Below are 21,818 nucleotides of genomic sequence, written 5' to 3' on the forward strand. Positions count from 1 at the left end.
GAGTCTACAACGACTACGACGGCAAGTACAACTCCAAGCACGACCGAGTCTACAACGACCACTACGGCAAGTACAACTCCAAGCATGACCGAGTCTACAACGACTACTACGGCAAGCACAACTCCAAGCACGACCGAGTCTACAACGACTACGACGGCAAGTACAACTCCAAGCACGACCGAGTCTACAACGACCACGACGGCAAGTACAACTGCAAGCACGACCGAGTCTACAACGACCACTACGGAGAGNACGACCGAGTCTACAACGACCACTACGGAGAGCACAACTCCAAGTACCACTGAGTCTACAACGACCACTACGGAGGGTACAACTGCAAGTACGACCGAGTCTACAACGACCACTACGGAGAGTACAACCATGACCACTGTATCAACATCAGGAGGATCAGGAGGAGTGACAACAACTAATGTTACCCCTAAAGGTGGTTCTTCTCGTCGTCGAGTGACTCTACCTAGCACAGGAGAAGCAAATGGTGGTTTGTTNATTGTTCTTGGTACGGTAGTTCTAGCAGCAGTAGGCTATGGGCTTAAACGTCATCGTCGCTAGATGATAGCTTGAGTTTCTTTGTCCTGTATTAGCTGATGAAGAACCATAGACTNCTGAGTCTAGGGCAACAGTCTANCTGACTCAAACAAAAAAGCAACGGCATCAAATCCNTTGCTTTTTGCNNCTCTTTGTCAACTGTAANGGTGACTTATTATGAACAACAGGAGAGGACCATAGTGGTCTTCTCTTTTTGTTTGTTTTAAATTTTTAGGAAACAAGCTAAAATGGTCTCTTCCCAGACCGTTTTACTATTCAAAGCGAAGTAGATCGCCTCTTGAAATTAGCATTTTTTGATAACTAAAGTGATTATGCTTGATGTCTTTGATCAGGCTGTTATGGCGCGGTTACTAGAGAATTAACTGGTCAGTCCATAACGGTTTATCATCTGTTAAAGACTATTGTTTGACCATAAAAAAAAACACTCCTTGTTTCTAGTGTACTAGGTGTCAATAGGAGTGTTTTATTTCGTTTCATTTTGGCAGCTGAGGTTAAACTTTTTCTCGTTTACTCAGCACTGCTGTCACCAGCTAGCTCTTTACCGAGTTTGATGATATAGTCTTTGAGCTGATTTTTAACTTGAGGGTGTTTAAGAGCGTAGTCGATAGAGGTCGTCATAAAACCAAACTTGTCACCGACGTCATACCGTTTGCCCGTAAAGACACGAGCAAAGACCCGCTGAGTCTTGTTTAAGGCATCGATAGCATCTGTTAGTTGCACTTCGCCACCAGCCCCGGGTTCTTGTTTTTCTAGTAGGTCAAAAATCTCTGGGGTCAAGAGGTACCGACCGATGATGGCCAAATCAGATGGGGCCTCTTCAGGCTTTGGCTTCTCGACAAAGGTATCAACGCTGTAAAGACCGTGAACACTCTCGCCATGAGGGGCGATGACGCCATAAGCTGACACCTCTTCATGCGGTACCTGCATGACGGCGATGGTTGAAGCATGGGTATTCTCATAGTCGTTGATTAACTGCTTGGTCAATGGCAGAGCAGTCTCGTTAGTAATGTCCATGAGGTCATCCCCTAGCATGACCACAAAAGGTTCGTTACCAACAAAGGCTTTGGCTTGCAAGACCGCATCTCCAAGACCGCGTGGGTGGCTCTGACGGATAAAGTGCAGGCGAATACCTGTCGTCTCGTCTACCAATTTAAGTAAGTCATGCTTGCCTTTTTCTTTGAGGTTATACTCTAGCTCAAAGTTTGAGTCGAAGTGATCCTCGATAGAGCGCTTGGACTTACCAGTCACCACTAGGATGTCTTCGATACCTGATTTTAAGGCCTCTTCAACGATGAACTGGATGGTTGGCTTGTCCACGATGGGCAACATTTCCTTGGCAAGCGCTTTGGTCGCAGGGAGGAAGCGCGTTCCTAGACCAGCGGCTGGGATAACAGCCTTTCTGACTTTTTTCATGATGGTTCTCCTTTTTGTTTTTGAAAATGAAAGTTGGGCTCAATCGGTAAATTTATGAGAGATCGATGAAGAGTTAGCCCACTTGGGCGGAATTCAAATAGTTAAAAGCCAATTGTTTGAGGTTGCAGCTGCGAGGGCTATTAACTGCTTAAATTAACCTATCAAATAATCTCATCGCAACTGATGATGTCAAGCCGTCAAGCGTCATGAAGCTCGAAACAATCAGTAGTGGCTTATGGCGTTACATTGCTTAATGAGTTGTCCAGGGGCAACTCTAGTGCTGACAAAACAAATCACAAGTCTGCTCCCAAGCACTGCGTCACTAAACCAGAGGGACTGGAACATTTGTCCAGATTCTGTCTGAGGTGAGGACTAACGAGGAGTGTCAAGCCCACTCGTCCTCGGAACGAAACTCGTTTGACATCATGTTTAGGACTGTTTCCTTGATTGGGGCATTCTCGTAGATGGCCTGATAAATAGCAGTAGTGATGGGCATATAGACACCGAGTTCTTGAGCAATTTCGTAGGCGACCTTTGTTGTTGATAAGCCTTCGATAACCATGCCCATATTGGCTTCGATGTCAGCGAGTTTTTCACCGCGACCCAGCGCATCACCTGCTCGCCAGTTACGGGAATGGACGGATGTTCCTGTGACAATCAAGTCTCCTACTCCTGATAAACCGCTGTAGGTCAGGGGATTTGCCCCCAACTTGACACCGAGACGGGTAATTTCTGCCAGACCCCGTGTAATAATAGCGGCTTTAGCATTGTCCCCAAAACCGAGACCATGAAGAACGCCAGCACCAACAGCGATGATGTTCTTGAGGGCACCAGCTGTCTCAACACCGATGACATCCGTATTGGTGTAGAGGCGGAAGTAGTGGTTGCTAAAGAGCTCTTGCGCATACTTGGCAGCAGTCAAGTCTTTAGATGCAGCGGTGATGAGGGTGATGTCCCGAACGATGGTTTCTTCAGCATGGCTAGGTCCTGAGACGACGACAATTTCACTGCGAAGGGTATCTGGGATTTCTTCCTCCAAGATAGTGGATAGGCGCTCGTGAGTGCCAGGCTCAAGGCCTTTTGAAGCGTGCATAACGATAACCTTATGATCAAGAACGTCTGCGACTTGTTTGGCAACCAAACGCGTAACTTTGGTTGGCACAACAAAGAGCACTGCATCAACATCTGCCAAAGCTGCTGTCAAGTCAGTGTAGGCGACAATGTTCTCATCCAGTACAATGTCCTTGAAATAATGGCTATTGGTATGCTGGGTGTTAATCTCGTCAATCTGAGCAGGGATATTGCCCCAGAGACGGACGGTGTGACCGTTGTCGTTGAGCACCTGAGCCAGGGCAGTTCCCCATGAACCCGGTCCTAAGACGGCGATGGTTTGCTTGTCCATACGACCTCCTAAAAAGCTATTTTTTCCATTATATCATAAGTTTAATACTTTTCCTATCACCTACTGTATCTGTTATTTTTGTGAAAATATCTTGAAAATTACAAGAAACTAAGATTTTTTTCTTGACAATAGTCCCCATAAGAACTAAAATAGTTTCTATGAAAACTAATGGAGGGTGATATGGGACATCCACTATCAGATATCCGTCTGATTTTGCATAGGCTAGAGACCATCTGTGAGGAGATGGCGAGGGAAAACGGCATCGAGCATTTGGCTGGTCCACAGGGACATGTGCTCATGTTTCTCAGTCGCAGGGACAAGCAGGAAATTTTTGTCAAAGACATCGAGCAGGAGCTGAAGATTTCCAAATCTGTGGCTAGTAATCTCGTCAAGCGCATGGTCAAAAATGGCTTTATCGAGATTGTACCGTCGGTGTCTGATCGGCGCTACAAGCAGGTGCTGTTGACCGACTTGGGACGCGAAAAAATCCAGCCCCTGACCACTTTTCATGAGGAAATGCAGCAGTCGATTTTCAAAGGAATTTCCAGCCAAGACTTTGCTGTCATTCATCAGGTGCTCCATCAGTTGACAGAAAATATCACCGCTTATACAGGAGGAAAAGATGCTTAAACGTGCTATTTTACGCTACAAATGGTATGCCCTAGGTTCTGTGCTTATGGTGTCCACCGTGGTTATCAGCAGTCTCTTGCAACCCAGCTATTTGCAAGATGTCTTAGAGGCTGTCTTGATGAATGACCAAGAAAAAATATCAGAAGTCGGTGTTTGGCTTCTAACGATTGCAGGGATTGGGCTCTTAGCAGGGGCTATCAACACGGCTCTGGCGTCTAAAATCGCTCAAGGCGTGTCTGCGGACATTCGAGAGGAAGCTTTTCGTAAGATTCAGAGCTTTTCCTATGCCAACATCGAGACCTTTAACGCAGGGAATTTGGTCGTTCGTCTAACCAATGACATCAGCCAAATCCAGAACTTGGTCATGATGCTGTTTACAATTCTTATGCGGGTGCCCTTGCTCTTCATTGGTGCTTTTATCATGGCGGTTAGAACCATGCCAGACCTCTGGTGGATGATCATCGTGATGATTGTCTTGATTGGTGCGATTATGGCCGTCGTGATGAGCCAAATGGCGCCTCGCTTTGGGAAATTTCAGTCCTTGATGGATACGATTAACCGAATCGCTAAGGAAAATCTGCGTGGCGCTCGGGTGGTCAAATCCTTTGTCCAGGAAAAGAACCAATACACCAAATTCAAAGAAACCTCTAATGAGCTTTTGGGGCTAAACCTCTTCATCGGGTATGGTTTCTCAGTGATGCAACCCCTATTAATGTTTATTTCTTATATGGCGGTTTTTGCGTCTATTTATCTGGTATCGGGGATGGTAGAGACCGAGCCTGAAGCAGTCGGTGGAATTGCTTCTTTCATGAGTTACCTCATGCAAATCATGTTCTCCATCATTATGGCGAGCTTTATGGGCATGCAGGCTAGTCGGGCAGCCATTTCTATCAAGCGGATTGGTGAGGTACTCGATACAGAGCCTGCTATGACCTTTGTGGACGGACCAAATGAGGACGTGACGGGCAGCATCGTCTTTGACAAGGTGAGCTTTACCTACCCGCATGATACCGAACCCATGCTCAAGGATATTTCCTTTACCATTGAAGCAGGGCAAATGGTCGGGGTGGTTGGAGCGACTGGAGCTGGTAAGTCTACTCTAGCTCAGATGATTCCACGTCTTTTTGACCCGCAGGAGGGGACAATCTTCATCGGTGGTAAGGACATCAAGACGCTTAGCCAAAATACCTTGAGAGAGACGGTGTCGATTGTTCTGCAAAAGGCGATTCTCTTTTCAGGCACTATCGCAGACAACCTGCGGCAAGGAAAGATGGGTGCTGACCTGGACGCTCTGAACCGTGCGGCTAGCATTGCCCAAGCCAAGGAATTTATCGACCGCATGGATGACCGCTATGAAAGCCAAGTCGAAGAGCGGGGCAACAATTTCTCAGGCGGGCAAAAACAACGCATGTCCATCGCTCGTGGGGTGATCGGTCAGCCGAAAATCTTGGTCTTGGATGACTCGACATCAGCTCTTGACGCCAAGTCTGAAAAGCTGGTGCAGGAAGCTCTTAACCACGACCTCAAAGGCACGACCACAGTCATCATCGCCCAGAAGATTTCTTCTGTGGTTCGAGCGGACAAGATTTTGGTGCTGGATGAGGGGCGCTTGATTGGTCAAGGAACCCACGCTGAATTGGTGCAATCAAATGCTGTTTACCGTGAGATCTACGAGACGCAGAAAGGACAGGAGGACTAAGATGAAGACAGCACGTTTTTTCTGGTTTTATTTCAAACGCTATAAACTTTCCTTTGCAGTGATTTTTGCGGCAGTGGTGCTGGCGACCTACTTGCAGGTCAAAACGCCTGTCCTTATCGGAGAGGCACTAGGTGCTCTGGGGGAGTTGGCGCAACAATACATGGTCGCTAAGCAGACAGGTGTTGCTAATTTTAGTCCCGATATGGGAACCTTTAACGGGGTCATGGGCCGGCTCTTTCAAGCCTATCTCTTCACCGTTGTGGCCAATTTGGTCTACAGCCTGCTCTTTACCCGCATCGTGGCTCACTCGACCAACCGCATGCGAAAGGGGCTGTTTGGCAAGTTAGAACGCTTGACCATTCAATTTTTCGATACCCACAAGGACGGGGATATTCTATCTCGCTTTACCAGTGATTTGGACAATATCCAGAATGCCTTTAACCAGTCCTTGACCCAAGTGGTGTCCAACGCTGCCCTCTATGTGGGGATGGTCTGGATGATGTTCCGCCAAGATACACGCTTGGCTTGGTTGACGGTGGCGTCAACGCCTGTGGCTCTGCTCTTTCTGGTTGTCATCATTCGCCTAGCCCGCAAGTACAGCAATCTCCAGCAGGCGGCTGTCAGCAAGCTCAATGCCTATATGGACGAGAAGATTTCAGGGCAAAAGGCCATCATCGTCCAAGGCATTCAGCAAGAGACCATCGACGGCTTCTTGACCTTGAATGAAGAGGTGCGTCGCACCACCTTCAAAGGACGTCTTTTTGGTGGTTTGCTCTTTCCTGTCATGAATGGCATGAGTTTGGTCAATACGGCGATCGTGATTTTCATCGGCTCTTCGATAGTCTTGGACGATACGAGCTTGACTACGGCAGCAGCGCTGGGCTTGGTGGTGACCTTTGTCCAGTATTCGCAGCAGTACTACCAGCCTATGATGCAGATTGCTTCCAGCTGGGCGGAGTTGCAGCTGGCCTTTACAGGAGCTCATCGGATTCAGGAGATGTTTGACCAAAAAGAGGAAGTCCGTCCTGATAAAGCGCCGCTATTTACCGAATTGAGCCAAGGTGTCGAGATCGACAATATCAACTTTGGCTATGTGCCAGACAAGCCTGTCCTCAAAGGGGTGTCTATCTCTGCGCCTAAGGGCAAGATGGTAGCGGTCGTTGGACCGACAGGCTCTGGCAAGACCACCATCATGAACCTCATGAACCGTTTCTACGATGTGGATAGTGGCAGCATTCGCTTTGATGGGCGTGATATCCGAGACTATGACTTGGATAGCCTCCGCAGCAAGGTCGGTATCGTCTTGCAGGAGTCGGTGCTCTTCTCAGGCACCATCGCAGACAATATCCGCTTTGGGGCAGAAGGTGTCAGTCAGGAGATGGTGGAGACCGCTGCGCGTGCCACCCATATCCATGACTTTATCATGAGCCTGCCAGATGGCTATGAGACTTACGTGACCGATGATGAAAATGTCTTCTCGACAGGTCAGAAGCAGCTGATTTCTATCGCACGGACCCTCTTGACCGATCCACAGGTACTCATCCTTGATGAAGCAACCTCAAACGTCGATACGGTGACTGAGAGCAAGATTCAGCAGGCCATGGAGGCAGTGGTAGCAGGGCGGACCAGCTTTGTCATCGCCCACCGTCTCAAGACCATCTTGAAAGCAGACGAAATCATCGTCCTCAAGGACGGTGAGGTGCTGGAGCGTGGCAACCACCGTGAGCTTCTCAGACAAAATGGCTTTTATGCCGAACTCTACCACAACCAGTTTGTGTTTGAATAAGACAAAAAACTCTCGCTTGGCGGGAGTTTTTTGTCTGAAAAAATTGAACATGAATACAGATTTTTAACGAATATTTAAGTAAGATAGTTTGTTCAAGGACTAGTAGGTATATTGATGGCAGTTATTCAAGTTAGCAATCAACAAAATGTTAAAAATAAAAGTTGATTTTTTCCAATCAGTTACGAATAAGTTATTAGAACACTTCAAAGGAGAAAAGAGATGACAGATATGATTAAAGTCTCTAAAGTGTCCAAGGCATTTGGTGAGAACGTAGCTCTATCGCAGATTAGTTTTACAGTAGAAGAAGGAACAATTTTTGGTTTTCTTGGACCATCTGGTTCGGGGAAGACAACTTTGATTAGGATTTTGACCAACCAGTTGTTTTCTGACAGTGGTGAGAGTTATTTGTTAGGAAAATCTTCTAGGGAACTGGAACCAGCCGACTTTGAAGCCTTAGGCATTGTGAGTGATCAGAGTGGTTTTTTTGAAAAACTGACGCTTTATAAGAATATGCAGGCCTATGCTAAGTTTTATGGTGTTGGAAAGGAGAGGGTTGATGACCTACTCCAGCAGGTTGGACTTTACGATAGTCGGCACACGGTGGCTGAACGCTTATCTACTGGTATGAAGCAACGGCTATTTTTGGCTAGAGCCTTAATTAACAGACCACGACTTCTTTTTTTGGATGAGCCTACTAGTGGTTTAGATCCTGCGACTTCAATGAAAATCCATAAGTTATTAGAAGAGTTAAGGGAGCAAGGTACAACCATCTTTCTAACCACACATGACATGGCAGAGGCAAGTCTTTTATGCAATAGAATCGCTCTACTCCATCGTGGGCAGTTGGTTGAATCGGGTCGTCCAGATGAATTAATTCGGAGATACACCACAACAAAGCAATTAAAAATTATTGATAATGGCGGCAATGAACGGCTATTGACTTTTTCCGATGTACAACCTAGTGACTTAGAGACCGCTTTTTCGGTTCATTCTTGTGAACCAAATTTGGCAGACATTTTTATCGCATTGACAGGAGAACAACTTCATGATTAGACGACTATTAGCCCTTATCTGGCTACGGACACAGATTTTGATAACGAATAAAAATCTATTAATTCAATTTTTGTTTCCTTATTTGCTACTAGCACTTTACCGTTTTGTCTTGAAAGCTGAAGGTATTCAGGTATTATTTATGACCCTACCCTTGGGCTTGTCAATGTCAAGTGGGACAACGGTATCGAGTATGATTGCGGAAGAGAAAGAAAAAAGGAATCTATCAACTCTCCTTTTGAGTGGTGTTGGCCAAGGAGAATACCTCTTATCGGTACTGTTTTATCCCATGTTATTGACAGCAATTAATATTATGTTATTGCCTATCTTATCCAAGGTCCAACTTGGTGCTCACGTGATGTCTTATCTTGTTATCAGCTTGTTGACTGCATTAGCTGTAGTTCTGATCAATGTGATTATTGGTTTTTTATCGGAGACCCAAACTCAGGCTCAGATTAATAGCATGCCTGTCATGTTATTCCTATCGCTTGGACCTATTTTGGCTCAAGCTAGCCAAAAAATCGATAGAGTGTTGTCTCATACATTTTTTGGAGCTTTTTCAGACTTGTCTCGAGACCTCACAATTAATCTAGACAGGTATTCTATGATGAGTTTAGTGATTTGGGTTTTAGGATTATCACTCCTGTCTTATCTTGTGTTAAGACGGATTGGGACTAAGGAAAAGCTATCTGTTTCAAGGCAAGTAGTTCAGTTAAAAAAGATATTCAAAGTTGTCTAGGAACTAGTTGCTTGGTATTAATAAAGTAGGAAGGAGATTACGATGTATATCATGCTTGTAGGTATTGGTTGGATCCTTTATTTCCAATGAGGAGATAAAGAATTTAATTAAAAAAGTTATAACTCTAGAGGAAAGGAGAGAAGTTTATGGGCGTATTTATTATTGGCGTTGCTATTGGTATCTATTTGTATTGCAAATAATTTATTGATGCCATATGTTGTAATTGAATAATTAATCTTAGGAAGGAGTTTATATGGTTCTACTTGCTTCAGGTGTTATCGTTGGATTTATTGGTGCCTACTTATTGAAAGGATAGTCTTTCAATAAGTTAGAACCCACTGACAATAAACCGCACCCTAAAGTTAGACAGAAAAAATCTAACTTTAGGGTGCTTTTCTTATGACATTGAGTTGAGAAGATAAACAAAAGATTTATAGACTGAGAAAAATGGGCGACAAGATTCCTCTTAGCTAAGACATTTCCGTCAAATAGGTCAAACTCATAGACAAGTATGATATAATGGTAAACATGAATAACAAGATTTTAGACCAGTTAGAATTTGATAAAGTCAAGGCGGGTTTTGAGCCTTATTTGCAGACGGAGCAAGGGCATGACCTCTTGCAAGAGCTTGCCCCTTTGACCAAGCGAGAAAAGATTGAACAGCGCTTTGTCGAGTTAGCTGATATGGCGCAACTATTTGTTCAGCAACACCAGTTTGCAACTGGGTCAGCCAGGGATGTCTCCAACAGTCTACGTCGGTTGGAACTAGATGGTGACCTGAATGTTGATGAATTTATTCAAATCAAACGTATTTTACAGATAACTGCAGAATTGGGAAGGTTCTATGCGGATTTGGATAATGTTGATCTGACTGCCCTAGCCGATCTCTTTGACAAGTTGGAACAATTTCCTAATCTACAAGGGAGCCTACAGGCCATCAATGATGCGGGATTTATTGAGAGCTTTGCTAGCCCAGAATTGACCAGTATTCGCCGTCAACTGACGGACAATGAAGCCAAGATTCGTCAGGTCTTACAAGATGTGCTCAAGAAGCAAGGCGACATGCTAAGCGAACAGCTGATTGCCAGCCGTAATGGCCGCTCGGTACTCCCTGTCAAAAATAGCTACCGCAATCGCGTGGCCGGTGTCGTTCATGACATCTCATCATCGGGTAACACGGTCTATATCGAGCCACGGGCAGTCGTTGAGCTCAACGAGACCCTGACTCAGTTGCGGGTAGATGAACGTCATGAATTGGCACGGATTTTGCATCAACTATCAGACATGGTACGTCCTCAAACCAGAGCCCTGCGCAATAATGCTTGGGTCATTGGTCAGCTGGATCTGATTCGTGCCAAGTACCTCTACATGATGGACAAAAAAGCCAGCATTCCCAAGCTGTCTGGGGATAAGACCATCCGCCTGCTGGGGGTGCGCCATCCTCTTTTGACCAATCCTGTCGGCAACGACCTCCATTTTGAGGACAGCCTGACCGCTATCGTCATCACAGGACCAAACACTGGTGGTAAGACCATCATGCTCAAGACCTTAGGCCTTGCCCAACTCATGGCCCAGTCAGGCTTGCCGATTTTAGCAGATGAGGGCAGTCGGGTCGCGGTCTTTACTCAGATTTTCGCAGATATTGGTGACGAGCAGTCGATTGAGCAGAGCCTTTCAACCTTCTCTAGCCACATGACGACCATCGTGTCGGTATTGGAAAAAGCTGACGCAGACAGCCTGGTCCTCTTTGACGAGTTGGGAGCTGGAACTGACCCTCAGGAGGGGGCTAGTTTGGCCATGGCCATCCTAGAACACTTGAGGCTATCACAAGTGAAAACCATGGCCACCACCCACTATCCAGAACTGAAAGCCTACGGCATTGAGACAGCCTTTGTGGAAAATGCCAGCATGGAATTTGACATCAATACCCTTAGCCCGACCTATAAGTTTCTCCAAGGAGTACCTGGGCGATCAAACGCCTTTGATATTGCCAGACGTTTGGGACTAGCTGAGGTCATCGTTGCTGAGGCTCAAGGTATGACAGATACGGATAGTGATGTGAACCGCATCATTGAAGAACTGGAACGGCAAACGCTAGAAACCCGTCGTCGTCTCGACCATATCCGCGAGGTGGAACAGGAGAATCTCAAATTCAACCGTGCTGTTAAGAAGCTCTATAATGAATTTTCTCATGCCAGAGACAAGGAGCTGGAAAAAGCACAGGCTGAGGTGCGTGAGATGGTTGACCTTGCTCTGGCAGAAAGCGACAGCATTCTCAAAAACCTCCACGAGAAAAGCCAACTCAAGCCTCATGAGGTCATCGAGGCTAAGGGGCAACTCAAGAAGCTAGCGCCGCCTGTCGATCTCTCTAAGAACAAGGTGCTCAAGAAGGCTAAGAAGGCGCGGGCAGCACGGGTCGGTGATGACATCATCGTTCGGGCTTATGGGCAACGAGGGACGTTGATTAGCCAGCTCAAGGACGGTCGCTGGGAGGCTCAAATCGGGCTGATTAAGATGACCCTCAAGGAAGACGAGTTCAATCTTGTTCGAGCGGATAACACGGAGCAGCCTAAGAAAAAACCAGTCACCGTCACCAAGAAAGTCTCTGGGCGCAACCCTTCAGCCCGCCTAGACCTGCGCGGAAAACGTTATGAAGAGGCCATGCTGGAACTGGACGAATTTATCGATCAAGCGCTACTCAATAACATGGCGCAGGTGGACATCGTCCACGGTATTGGGACAGGGGTCATTCGTGAAGCAGTTACCAAGTATCTCCGTCGCAATAAGCATGTCAAGAGCTTCGGCTATGCCCCGCAAAATGCTGGAGGCAGTGGCTGTACGATTGTGGTCTTGGGCTAAAAAAGAGAACTTCCACTTGGTTTTGGAAGTTCTTTTTAGCGTTGAGATCATCGGAGATTCGTCAAGATTGCTCTGGTCGTTGGGAAACCGCAGCCAATCTGATAGTGTATGCTTATTCCTTATGTTACAGTTTTTGTCGGACGTTTATGATAGTGAGTGCTGCCAGCACTACAGGGGACTAATACAGAAAAAGCAAGACAGGAGCATCTATTCTTGAGATTGTTTGATGAGCCAACTTCTTCGTAGTAAATTTTAGCCAAAATACTTTTTTTACGGTATAATGGTCTCATAAATCGTAAGGAGGCTATTTTTATGGCACATATTGTGACAGATGCAACGTTTGAAGCAGAAACTAGCAAGGGTCTAGTTTTGGTTGATTTTTGGGCGACTTGGTGCGGTCCTTGTTTGATGCAAGCACCGATTCTTGATCAACTATCTGAAGAATTGTCAGAAGATGAGTTGAAAATCGTTAAAATCGATGTTGACCAAAACCCTGCAACTGCTCAAAAATTTGGCATTATGAGTATCCCGACCCTCTTGTTCAAAAAAGACGGTCAGGTGGTTAAACAAGTCGCTGGTGTTCACACTAAAGAACAGATTAAGGCTATCGTTGCTGAGTTGAGCTAATAGCAGAAAAACTGACCCATTGAGGTCAGTTTTTTTCGTGTTGATAGGCCGTCCACAGTTTTTTCTGCGGTGTGGCAAAAGGGTAAGTCTCAAAATCATCTGGGTGCACCCAGGCGGTTTCTTTATTTTTAGGGGACATGGCAGAGCTGACCTGTCCTGCGACCAAGGTTACATGCCATTTGCGGTGGCTAAAGACATGGGTAACTGCTGGGAAGGTCTGCTCGCACCAGACAGGGGTCAAACCGTAATCTTGCTCAAAGCTGGTCAGGTCAGGTTGGGTCATCAGTTGAGATGATGTGGACTGAGTAAAAAGGTCTAACTGCTCTGCTATTGGCTTAGCCGACAAGAGCGGAAAAGACCAGAAACCTGAAAGCAAGCCGCTGTCAGTATTCTTTTCGAGGAGATAGCGCCCCTTACCATCTCTGATAACAAAGGCGGTTAGGTGCAGAGGGATAGGCTTTTTCTTGGGTGCCTTGATGGGGTAGCGGTCGTAGGTGCCGTTGAGGTAGGCAGCATTGAAGGCTCGGATGGGGCTCTCGTCAGGTCGCGGGGTTTTAGCATGCTCGATGTCAGTTCCCAAGTCCATAAAGGCTTGATTGAAATCACCGGGACGGTCAGGGTCGATGAGGATTTCCATCAGGGCTTGAAAGATCTTGCGATTTTTTGGATCGCCGATGTCATAGTCAACTTCAAAGAGTCTGGCTAGTACCCGCATGACGTTGCCATCTACAGCAGGCTCAGGCAGACCAAAGGCAATGCTTGAAATAGCGCCAGCGGTATAGGGACCGATGCCCTTGAGAGAGCTGATGCTCTCGTGGGTGTTGGGAAATTGCCCACCAAAGTCAGTCATGACTTGCTGTGCTGCTGCCTGCATATTTCGCACGCGCGAGTAGTAGCCAAGCCCTTCCCAAGCTTTGAGCAGCTTATCTTCTGGTGCTGCAGCCAAATCAGCGATGGTAGGAAACCAGTCCAAGAAGCGCTCGTAGTAGGGGATAACCGTCACGACTTGGGTCTGCTGAAGCATGATTTCAGATACCCAAATCTTGTAGGGATCTGTTGTTCGACGCCAGGGGAGGTCACGTTTTTCACGGTCGTACCAAGCAAGCAGAGTGCGACGAAAGGCGGCAATCTTGTCTTCGTCCCACATCTGGATGCCGTAATCGTTCAAATTTAACATAGGTTTATTGTACCATAAATTATTCACTCAGGTAAATAAGATCAGTTGAACTGGAAAAGCTCAAATTTGTCGGTAATAAAATCCCCTGACATCAGATGATGTTAGGGGATTACTATGTGTAAGCTAGAGAAACACGACATTCTCTTAACTACCGTGACCAAATCTCATCATAGTATTGTTGGATGGTACGGTCAGATGAGAAGAATCCTGCTTTGGCGATGTTGTGGATGACTTTCTTGTTCCAAGCTGCTTGGTCTTCGTAGTCAGCTAGAACTTGCTCTTTGGTGGCAATATAGTCCTTCAGGTCAATCAAGGTCATGAACCAGTCTTTGTTCAGCAGTTCTTGGTAGAGGCGGTTGAGGCGATCTGGGCTACCCAGAGCCATCAACTCATCGCTGACGATAAAGTCAACCAGCGGTTGAATAGCCTCGTCAACGTAGTAGTCACGTGACACATAGCCAGCCTTATCATAGAGGTCAATGATGGTATCACTGTCTTGACCAAAGGTGTAGATGTTGTCCTGACCAGCCAGCTCTGCAATTTCAACATTAGCCCCGTCCATGGTACCTAGTGTTAGGGCACCGTTGAGCATGAACTTCATGTTGCCTGTACCAGACGCTTCTTTAGATGCCAGAGAAATTTGCTCTGAGATGTCGGTAGCAGGAATCAGTTTTTCAGCTACAGAGACGTTGTAGTTCTCTACCAGATGGACGTTGAGGTAAGGGCTGACCTCAGGGTCATTGTTAATCAACTCAGACAAGCAGAGAATCAGGTGGATAATATCTTGAGCAATAGTGTAGGCAGGCGCAGCCTTACCACCGAAGATGACCGTCAGTTTGCGCGCAGGACGGTTGCCAGCCTTGATGTCCAAGTATTTATGAATCACGTAGAGGGCATTCATCTGTTGGCGCTTGTATTCATGGAATCGTTTGATTTGCGTATCGATGATGGAGTGTTCGTCTAAGTCGATGCCCTTGTTGGCTTTGAGGTAGGCTTTAAGTGCCAACTTGTTTTGGAATTTGATGTCTGCTAAACGCTCTTGAACCGTAGCATCATCAGCGAAAGTCACTAATTTTTCCAAGGCTGTGGCATCGGTCAAGTACCCATCACCAATCAGTTCTTTGATGTAAGCAGCCAAAGGTTGGTTGGCAAACTCTAACCAGCGACGGAAGGTGATGCCGTTGGTCTTGTTGTTGAATTTCTCAGGATAAAGGTCGTAGAAAGCCTTGAGTTCACTTGCTTTGAGAATCTCTGTATGGAGCGCTGCAACACCGTTGACAGAAGTTGAGTAGTGAATATCCATGTGTGCCATGTGAACACGGTCGGTCTCGTCGATGATAGCGACGGCTGGATCAGCGTACTTAGCTTTGACACGTGTATCAAGTCCCTTGATGATTGGCACCAAGTGTGGCACAACCTCATCTAGGAAGCTCAGTGGCCATTTTTCCAAGGCTTCTGCCAAGATGGTGTGGTTGGTGTAGCCGACCATTTGTGACACGACAGTAATTGCCTCGTCCATGTCAAAGCCATGCTTGTCCGTCAAGAGACGAATCAGCTCTGGAATCACCAAGGATGGGTGCGTGTCGTTGATTTGTACGTAAGCGTAGTCTGGCAAATCGTGCAGATTTGAACCGCGCTCAATCGCCTCGTCAATCAAGAGTTGGGCAGCATTTGATACCATGAAATATTGCTGGTAAATGCGGAGCAGTTCTCCATTTTTATCAGAGTCATCAGGATAGAGAAAGAGCGTTAGGTTCTTTTGGATAGCTGTCTTGTCAAAGCTGATGCCATCAGTGATGAGGTCAGTGTCAACTTGTTTAATGTCAAAGAGATTGAGGTAATTCTTGGTCTCTTTTTTATAGCCCAGAACAGCCATGCGTTTGAGGGTTGATGTCAAGGTAAAGTTAGCAAATGGCACCTCATAGCTGATATCGGTTGGGATTAACCAGCTGTCATCCTCAATCCAGAAGTTTGGTTGTGCATCTTGTTGATTATCCTTAAAGACTTGTTGGAAGAGCCCGCAGTGGTAGTTGAGACCAACACCTTCACCATTGATGCCAAGCGTTGAGATAGAATCGATAAAGCAAGAGGCTAACCGGCCCAAGCCACCGTTACCAAGCGATGGTTCTGGCTCAATGTCTTCGATGGTGCTGATGGATTTGCCTGCAGCTTCTAGTTCAGCCTTGATACTGTCATAGATACCAAGGTTAATCAGGTTATTGGATAGGAGTTTTCCGATGAGAAATTCAGCTGAAATGTAGTAAACCTTACGTTTGCCATCATTTTTTGGCAACTCCTTGCTCATGTCTTTGACATAGTTGAGCAAGTGAGTATAGATGTCCTTGTCAGACAATTGTTGTAGTTCTTGTGCAGTCTTGTTCTTGATATAGCTTGTAAAATTAGTCATTCTGTTCATTACCTCGTTGATACAATAGTGTGATCTTTTTCAAAAACTCTTTGTGTTCAGGGGTTAGCTCGTCTGGCAACATCCGCCATTCCCAGTTACCGCCGACGGTTGACGGCAAGTTCATTCTGCTATCAGCCGGTAGATCGAGAATATCTTGCATGCTGGCAATGGCTGTATTGCTAACGGTCGCAAACAGCGTACGAAGCATGGCGCGACTGATGTTCTCCTCATCGCGACGGTTGATGTAGCTGTTAACATAGTCTTTTTGCTCTTGAGATAGGTTGTCATACCAGCCGTTGACCACTTCGTTGTCATGAGTACCTGTATAAGCAAGGCTATGCGCAATGCAACGATGTGGGCTGTCTATGCTTTGCCCAGTTGTGTCGAAAAAGCCAAATTGCAGGATTTTCATGCCTGGGAAACCACAGTCTGCGAGGAGTTTCTTAGCTCGGTCGTCGATGTAACCCAAGTCTTCCGCAATGATTGGTAAATCCTCTCCCAGTGCTTCTTTCACGGCTGCAAAGAGGGCGTAGTTAGGACCAGGCTGCCACTTGCCATCATTGGCGGTTTCACCATCTCCATCGATTTCCCAATAGTCTGAGAAACCTTTGAAATGATCAATCCGTAAATAATCATAGAGCTTAAAGCTCTCACGAATGCGGTAAATCCACCAAGCAAATCCTGTCTGTTCATGCACAGCCCAGTCGTAAATCGGATTGCCCCAGAGCTGACCATCTGCGCTGAAGTCGTCGGCTGGGCAACCTGCTAGAAAGAGGGGACGGCGTGCTTCGTCCAACTTAAACAATTCTGGTTGTGTCCAAACCTCTACGCTATCCGCAGATACATAAATCGGCATATCCCCGATGATGCTAATGTGGTGTTCATTAGCATAAGCCTTTAGCTTGGCCCACTGGCTGAAAAAGAAATACTGCGTCGCCTGATGGTAGGCGATAACATTTGCCAGCTCTTCACGATAGCGGTTCAGACTGCTTTCTTCCCGTAAAATAGCAGAGCTATCCTCCCAATCTTGCAAGGCACGATTGCCAAAATGCTCTTTCAGAGCCATAAACTCTGCATAGTCAGGCAACCAAGACGCCTGTTCTTCTAGAAAGGCATGATAGGCGGCTTTGGCCTTGTCATCTGCTAGAAAGGCTTGCACAGCTTTTTCTAGAATCGGACGACGAGCTTCAAAAATTTGCGCATAATCAACCCGAGAAGGATTATCGCCAAAGTGAGCATCAGCATAATCAGCTTTTTCCAACCAGCCCTCAGCTGCCAACAGGTCAAGATCAATCAGGTGCGTGTTCCCAGCGATGGCTGAAAAGGACTGATAAGGGGAGTCACCGTAGCTTGTCGTGGTCAGAGGTAAAATCTGCCAATAGGTCTGCTTGGTCTCTACAAGGAAGTCCACAAAATCATAAGCAGCCTGCCCGAAGGTTCCCACACCGTAAGGACTAGGCAAAGAAGTAATGTGCATTAAAACACCACTTGCACGTTTGTCCATCATAAGTTCTCCTTTAGTTGTGATAAGTCTAGTCTAACGCAACCGATTGCGTAAGTCAAGTCTTTTCTTAAAAATCTTAAGAAAAATTAGCGATTGTTACCAAAAGAAATCACCGATGAGTGACAACGGTGACTTCTTTTATAGCTCGTTTAACTGGTTGAGGCAGCATCACTTACTCGCCTCGCCTGCCTCAAACCGGATTTTATGTGCTTATTTTTCTCACTCTGCTTATGCGGCGGATTGGTTGAGTCAGCACATCAGCCGCAGTGGTAGCAGAAACGTTTTATCTCTTGTTTCAGGGACAAGACGTTAGCGATACAGGTCTCGAACACTTTCCCTTTCCTTTAGATTAAAGGGGACAATGACTTCTGTTGATGGCTGTTGTCGGTCTTCGATAATATCTAACAAGCGGATAAGACTTGTTTGTCCGAGTTGGGCAACATTGATGTCAAACGTTGTCAAGTAGGGATGAAGCATTTTTGAAAAAATCGAGTTATTGAAGGAAATTAAGGAAAGATCATCCGGGACACGCAAACCATAGAAGGATAGAAACTGGATGACTCGGATAGAGAGCAAATCACCGATGACAATGAGGCCTGTGATTTTTTCTCTCTGTATCGTTTCAATGAGCAAATCTAAGGTTGCTGGATCTTTCCGGTCAAAGAGCAAGATGGGTTGAACTGGCAAATCGAGTTGCTCAATAGCTTGCTGGTAGCCTCGGTAACGGTCAAGACAGACACGGCTCGTTAAATCATCTGTGACAAATAATAGTTTTTTGTGCCCTTTGCGTTGAAGGTGTTTAACAGCTTCTTCCCCCATCAATTGGTTGTCATTGTCAATCGAAATTAAGTTTGGATCTGCCTCGACAGGTGTTCCGATGACCACAAATGGAATGTTATGGCTGCTTAAATAATATTGAACAGGGTCATCTTTTTCGGAGTACAGGATTAAAAACCCATCAGCTCTTTTTTGGCGGTACATCAGTTTCACCTGTTCAGCTAAATCTTCAACGGAATTACTGGTGGCAATCGATACCGTAAAGCCCTGTTGTTTGGCTTGATCGTTTATTGCCGTCAAAATTTCCATGAAAAAGGGTTCGCTAACCCGATCAGGGGTGGTCAACGGTGGCAAAACAACCCCCACACACTGAGTCAGTCCGCTTGCCAGCATCTGGGCGGCCCGATTGGGCACATACCCCAAATCGTCCATCGCTTGGCGCACACGTTCTTTTGTTAGTTGAGAAATAGCAGAGCTGTCTTTCAAGACTCGGCTGACTGTCGAAGCATTTACACCAGCCCTCTTTGCCACATCCTTAATTGTTACCATAATCATGAACCTCCTGATGCTTATTTTACCTTATTTGAGAGGAGTAATGCAACCATTTGGTTCAGCTATTAAGAGATTAGTTTCAAGCAGAATGCGTCCCAAGCCTCCAGTTTTATTTGGTCGAGGTCTTTAGGGAGAACAGTGTTGGCGATAATAAGCTTATCGATGCCAGCAGGTAGCGAGAGGTGCTGAACCTGATCAGAGAGGTTAACGACCACAAGATAGGTACTGCTCTGCCATTGACGAGTATAGGCGAAGACTTGATCAGGCGTATCGAGGAGGTTGTAATCGCCGTAAATCAGCCAGTCAGCCTCTAGGCGCAAGCGAAGCAGCTGTTGGTAGGTGTAGAAGATCGACTGCTTATCCGCCAGTGCCTGAGCGACGTTGATGGTCTGGTGGTTAGGGTTGACAGGTAGCCAGGGCTGCCCTGTGGTGAATCCAGCCTGGGGCCCAGCTGTCCACTGCATTGGCGTGCGGGCATTGTCACGACCAATCATGCGAATCTGGTCAAGGGTAACGTCATCTGACTGGCCAGCCTGTCTAGCTTCTGTCAGGTAGTTGAGGCTTTCGATGTCGTTGAGCTGGTCAACAGTTGTGAATGGGAAATTCGTCATTCCAATCTCTTCCCCCTGATAGATGTAAGGCGTTCCCCGCATCAGATGAAGCAAGATAGCAAAGGCTTTAGCTGATTTTTCACGGTAAGTGCCCGTATCTCCCCAGATAGAGAGGATACGTGGTAGGTCATGATTGTTCCAAAAAAGCGAGTTCCATCCCTGTCCGACAGGCAACTCGGTTTGCCAACGTGACAGAACGGTTTTTAGTTTAGGGACATCAAGTTTGGTATAATGCCACTTGTCTTTATCTGCTTCGTGCTGGAGACCGATGTGTTCAAACTGGAAGACCATGGACAGCTCCTTGCGGTTTGGTGCAGAGTAGAGTTTCGCCCGTTCAGGATTGGCGCCCCAGGTTTCTCCTACTGTCAGTAAGTCTGGGTCGGTCAGGCAGTCTTGGTGCATTTCCTGCAAATAGTCATGGAGCTTGGGACCGTTGTTGCCAATGAGTTGGTCAGGGACTTTGCCAATCATGTCGATGACGTCCATCCGAAAACCTGAAATGCCCTTGTCAACCCAAAACTGCATCATCTGGTAAATCTTCTGGCGCAATACGGGGTTTTCCCAATTGAGGTCAGGTTGCTTACGACTGAAGAAGTGGAGGTAGTAGGCTTGAGTTTGCTCGTCATAAGCCCACGCAGAACCGCCAAAAACTGAACTCAGTTCATTTGGCTCATTTGCCCAGATGTAAAAGTCGTACTCAGGACTATCTGGTTGCTGACGGGCTGTTACAAACCAAGCGTGCTTATCGGAGGTATGGTTGACCACCAAATCCATAATAATGCGAATACCACGTTTTTTGGCTTCAGAAAAAAGTTCTTCCATGTCCGCCATACTACCAAATTCTGCTGCAATGGCTTCGTAGTCAGAGATATCATACCCATTATCGTCCATGGGACTTTGGTAAACAGGTGAGAGCCAAATGGCGGTGATTCCAAGCTCTTTTAGGTAATCTAACTTACTAATGATACCCGGTAAGTCACCGATACCATCACCATTACTGTCCATAAAGCTCTTGGGATAGATCTGATAAACAGTGGCACGGTGCCACCAGCGTTCAGTCATAAGATTTTCTGCCATGAAAGGTCTCCTTTAAATTATGATTTGATGCCATTATAACTTTTTTTTGCCAACTAAGCAAACGGTTGCGTGAAAAAGTTAGTTCCTAAGTGACAAAGAAGAGTCGTAAGGGTCAATTCGGAACTAAATTTTTTTAATTTTTTCAAAAAACTACTTGACATTTTGAGCAAGCGGTTGCATAATAGAGGTATCATTATCTGTTTAATACTGTAATGCTCCGTTACCGCAACAATTTAGATAAAAAGAAGAAAGAAGGAATGACATGACAACATTAAAACTGAACAGCCTTTACAAGAAGTACCCAAACAGTGACTTCTACTCTGTTGAGGACTTTGATTTGGACATCAAGGACAAGGAGTTCATCGTCTTTGTTGGACCATCAGGTTGTGGTAAGTCGACCACTCTTCGCATGATTGCAGGACTTGAGGACATCACTGAGGGTGAGTTCTACATCGATGATGAATTGATGAATGACATCGAGCCAAAAGACCGCGACATCGCCATGGTTTTCCAGAACTATGCGCTCTATCCACACATGACGGTCTATGACAACATGGCTTTCGGGCTCAAGTTGCGCAAATACGACAAGGCTGATATCGACCGTCGAGTGCGTGAAGCAGCTGAGATTCTAGCTCTGACTGACTTCCTCCAACGTAAACCAGCTGACCTCTCTGGTGGTCAACGCCAACGTGTGGCGATGGGCCGTGCGATTGTCCGTGATGCCAAAGTATTCTTGATGGATGAGCCTCTNTCAAACTTGGATGCCAAACTTCGTGTGTCCATGCGTGCGGAGATTGCTAAGATTCACCGCCGTATTGGAGCAACAACCATCTACGTGACTCACGACCAGACCGAGGCCATGACTCTGGCAGACCGTATCGTTATCATGTCAGCGACTAAGAACGAGGCAGGAACGGGGACTATCGGACGTATTGAGCAAG

The 21,818-nt window shown here is 46.3% G+C and carries 16 protein-coding genes; 9 read left to right on the forward strand and 7 right to left on the reverse strand.

The features are described 5' to 3' along the window. Positions 1 to 381 precede the first annotated feature (381 nt). Complete coding sequence (locus A3GW_RS12255) at positions 382 to 570, forward strand: LPXTG cell wall anchor domain-containing protein (protein WP_018368444.1); 189 nt, start codon at positions 382 to 384, stop codon at positions 568 to 570. Positions 571 to 1,074: 504 nt separating this feature from the next. Here the strand turns inward: A3GW_RS12255 and galU are convergent. Both galU and A3GW_RS0106265 read right to left on the reverse strand, forming a co-directional pair. Beyond that, on the reverse strand, positions 1,075 to 1,980 hold the full coding sequence (gene galU / locus A3GW_RS0106260; RefSeq protein WP_018368445.1) for a UTP--glucose-1-phosphate uridylyltransferase GalU: 906 nt from the start codon (positions 1,978 to 1,980) through the stop codon (positions 1,075 to 1,077). A gap of 385 nt (positions 1,981 to 2,365) precedes the next feature. Then, positions 2,366 to 3,382: an NAD(P)H-dependent glycerol-3-phosphate dehydrogenase gene (locus A3GW_RS0106265; protein ID WP_018368446.1), complete on the reverse strand. Its 1,017-nt coding sequence runs from the start codon at positions 3,380 to 3,382 to the stop codon at positions 2,366 to 2,368. A 180-nt stretch (positions 3,383 to 3,562) separates the two neighbouring features. Between A3GW_RS0106265 and A3GW_RS0106270 the strand changes: the two genes are divergently transcribed. The 7 genes from A3GW_RS0106270 to trxA all read left to right on the forward strand — a co-directional run bounded on the left by A3GW_RS0106270 (position 3,563) and on the right by trxA (position 12,772). Next, positions 3,563 to 4,012 (forward strand): MarR family winged helix-turn-helix transcriptional regulator, encoded by a 450-nt coding sequence (locus A3GW_RS0106270; protein WP_018368447.1) that lies wholly within the window; start codon positions 3,563 to 3,565, stop codon positions 4,010 to 4,012. After that, a complete protein-coding gene (locus A3GW_RS0106275) occupies positions 4,005 to 5,711 on the forward strand; it encodes an ABC transporter ATP-binding protein (RefSeq protein ID WP_018368448.1) in 1,707 nt (568 codons plus the stop codon). Before A3GW_RS0106270 ends, A3GW_RS0106275 begins: the two co-directional genes overlap by 8 nt. Position 5,712: 1 nt before the next feature. Further along, positions 5,713 to 7,497, forward strand: a complete 1,785-nt coding sequence (locus A3GW_RS0106280; RefSeq protein ID WP_018368449.1) for an ABC transporter ATP-binding protein — start codon at positions 5,713 to 5,715, stop codon at positions 7,495 to 7,497. A 228-nt stretch (positions 7,498 to 7,725) separates the two neighbouring features. Next, positions 7,726 to 8,550 (forward strand): ABC transporter ATP-binding protein, encoded by an 825-nt coding sequence (locus A3GW_RS0106285; protein ID WP_026216628.1) that lies wholly within the window; start codon positions 7,726 to 7,728, stop codon positions 8,548 to 8,550. Continuing rightward, on the forward strand, positions 8,543 to 9,286 hold the full coding sequence (locus A3GW_RS0106290; protein ID WP_018368451.1) for an ABC transporter permease: 744 nt from the start codon (positions 8,543 to 8,545) through the stop codon (positions 9,284 to 9,286). The genes A3GW_RS0106285 and A3GW_RS0106290 overlap by 8 nt, the downstream gene beginning before the upstream one ends. Before the next feature lie 528 nt (positions 9,287 to 9,814). Beyond that, entirely contained in the window at positions 9,815 to 12,145 is a 2,331-nt protein-coding gene (locus A3GW_RS0106295; protein WP_018368452.1) for an endonuclease MutS2, read from the forward strand. A gap of 312 nt (positions 12,146 to 12,457) precedes the next feature. Then, positions 12,458 to 12,772 carry a thioredoxin gene (gene trxA, locus A3GW_RS0106300; RefSeq protein WP_018368453.1) on the forward strand — a complete coding sequence of 105 codons (315 nt, stop codon included), beginning with the start codon at positions 12,458 to 12,460 and terminating at the stop codon, positions 12,770 to 12,772. Positions 12,773 to 12,797: 25 nt separating this feature from the next. Here the strand turns inward: trxA and mutY are convergent, their stop codons facing one another. The 5 genes from mutY to A3GW_RS0106325 form a co-directional block, all read right to left on the reverse strand. Beyond that, positions 12,798 to 13,949, reverse strand: coding sequence for an A/G-specific adenine glycosylase (gene mutY, locus A3GW_RS0106305; protein WP_018368454.1), 1,152 nt, complete (start codon positions 13,947 to 13,949; stop codon positions 12,798 to 12,800). Positions 13,950 to 14,097: 148 nt separating this feature from the next. Further along, complete coding sequence (gene glgP / locus A3GW_RS0106310; protein WP_018368455.1) at positions 14,098 to 16,356, reverse strand: glycogen/starch/alpha-glucan family phosphorylase; 2,259 nt, start codon at positions 16,354 to 16,356, stop codon at positions 14,098 to 14,100. Continuing rightward, positions 16,349 to 17,860 (reverse strand): 4-alpha-glucanotransferase, encoded by a 1,512-nt coding sequence (gene malQ / locus A3GW_RS0106315; RefSeq protein ID WP_026216630.1) that lies wholly within the window; start codon positions 17,858 to 17,860, stop codon positions 16,349 to 16,351. The genes glgP and malQ overlap by 8 nt, the downstream gene beginning before the upstream one ends. A gap of 309 nt (positions 17,861 to 18,169) precedes the next feature. After that, entirely contained in the window at positions 18,170 to 19,186 is a 1,017-nt protein-coding gene (locus A3GW_RS0106320; RefSeq protein ID WP_026216631.1) for a LacI family DNA-binding transcriptional regulator, read from the reverse strand. A gap of 68 nt (positions 19,187 to 19,254) precedes the next feature. Then, complete coding sequence (locus A3GW_RS0106325; RefSeq protein WP_026216632.1) at positions 19,255 to 20,862, reverse strand: glycoside hydrolase family 13 protein; 1,608 nt, start codon at positions 20,860 to 20,862, stop codon at positions 19,255 to 19,257. A gap of 277 nt (positions 20,863 to 21,139) precedes the next feature. Here A3GW_RS0106325 and A3GW_RS0106330 point away from each other — a divergent pair. Continuing rightward, on the forward strand, positions 21,140 to 21,818 hold a 679-nt coding region (locus tag A3GW_RS0106330; protein WP_018368459.1), incomplete at its 3' end, for an ABC transporter ATP-binding protein.

The organism is Streptococcus entericus DSM 14446, from assembly GCF_000380025.1.
Lineage (GTDB): Bacteria > Bacillota > Bacilli > Lactobacillales > Streptococcaceae > Streptococcus > Streptococcus entericus.

What these genes read in the sequence shown, in the direction of transcription:
- trxA (WP_018368453.1), top strand. Translation starts at nt 12,458, where the DNA reads ATGGCACATATTGTGACAGATGCAACGTTTGAAGCAGAAACTAGCAAG.
- glgP (WP_018368455.1), bottom strand. Translation starts at nt 16,356, where the DNA reads ATGACTAATTTTACAAGCTATATCAAGAACAAGACTGCACAAGAACTA.
- A3GW_RS0106270 (WP_018368447.1), top strand. Translation starts at nt 3,563, where the DNA reads ATGGGACATCCACTATCAGATATCCGTCTGATTTTGCATAGGCTAGAG.
- mutY (WP_018368454.1), bottom strand. Translation starts at nt 13,949, where the DNA reads ATGTTAAATTTGAACGATTACGGCATCCAGATGTGGGACGAAGACAAG.
- A3GW_RS0106275 (WP_018368448.1), top strand. Translation starts at nt 4,005, where the DNA reads ATGCTTAAACGTGCTATTTTACGCTACAAATGGTATGCCCTAGGTTCT.
- A3GW_RS0106265 (WP_018368446.1), bottom strand. Translation starts at nt 3,382, where the DNA reads ATGGACAAGCAAACCATCGCCGTCTTAGGACCGGGTTCATGGGGAACT.
- malQ (WP_026216630.1), bottom strand. Translation starts at nt 17,860, where the DNA reads ATGGACAAACGTGCAAGTGGTGTTTTAATGCACATTACTTCTTTGCCT.
- A3GW_RS0106320 (WP_026216631.1), bottom strand. Translation starts at nt 19,186, where the DNA reads ATGGTAACAATTAAGGATGTGGCAAAGAGGGCTGGTGTAAATGCTTCG.
- A3GW_RS0106280 (WP_018368449.1), top strand. Translation starts at nt 5,713, where the DNA reads ATGAAGACAGCACGTTTTTTCTGGTTTTATTTCAAACGCTATAAACTT.
- galU (WP_018368445.1), bottom strand. Translation starts at nt 1,980, where the DNA reads ATGAAAAAAGTCAGAAAGGCTGTTATCCCAGCCGCTGGTCTAGGAACG.
- A3GW_RS0106295 (WP_018368452.1), top strand. Translation starts at nt 9,815, where the DNA reads ATGAATAACAAGATTTTAGACCAGTTAGAATTTGATAAAGTCAAGGCG.
- A3GW_RS0106285 (WP_026216628.1), top strand. Translation starts at nt 7,726, where the DNA reads ATGATTAAAGTCTCTAAAGTGTCCAAGGCATTTGGTGAGAACGTAGCT.
- A3GW_RS0106290 (WP_018368451.1), top strand. Translation starts at nt 8,543, where the DNA reads ATGATTAGACGACTATTAGCCCTTATCTGGCTACGGACACAGATTTTG.
- A3GW_RS0106325 (WP_026216632.1), bottom strand. Translation starts at nt 20,862, where the DNA reads ATGACTGAACGCTGGTGGCACCGTGCCACTGTTTATCAGATCTATCCC.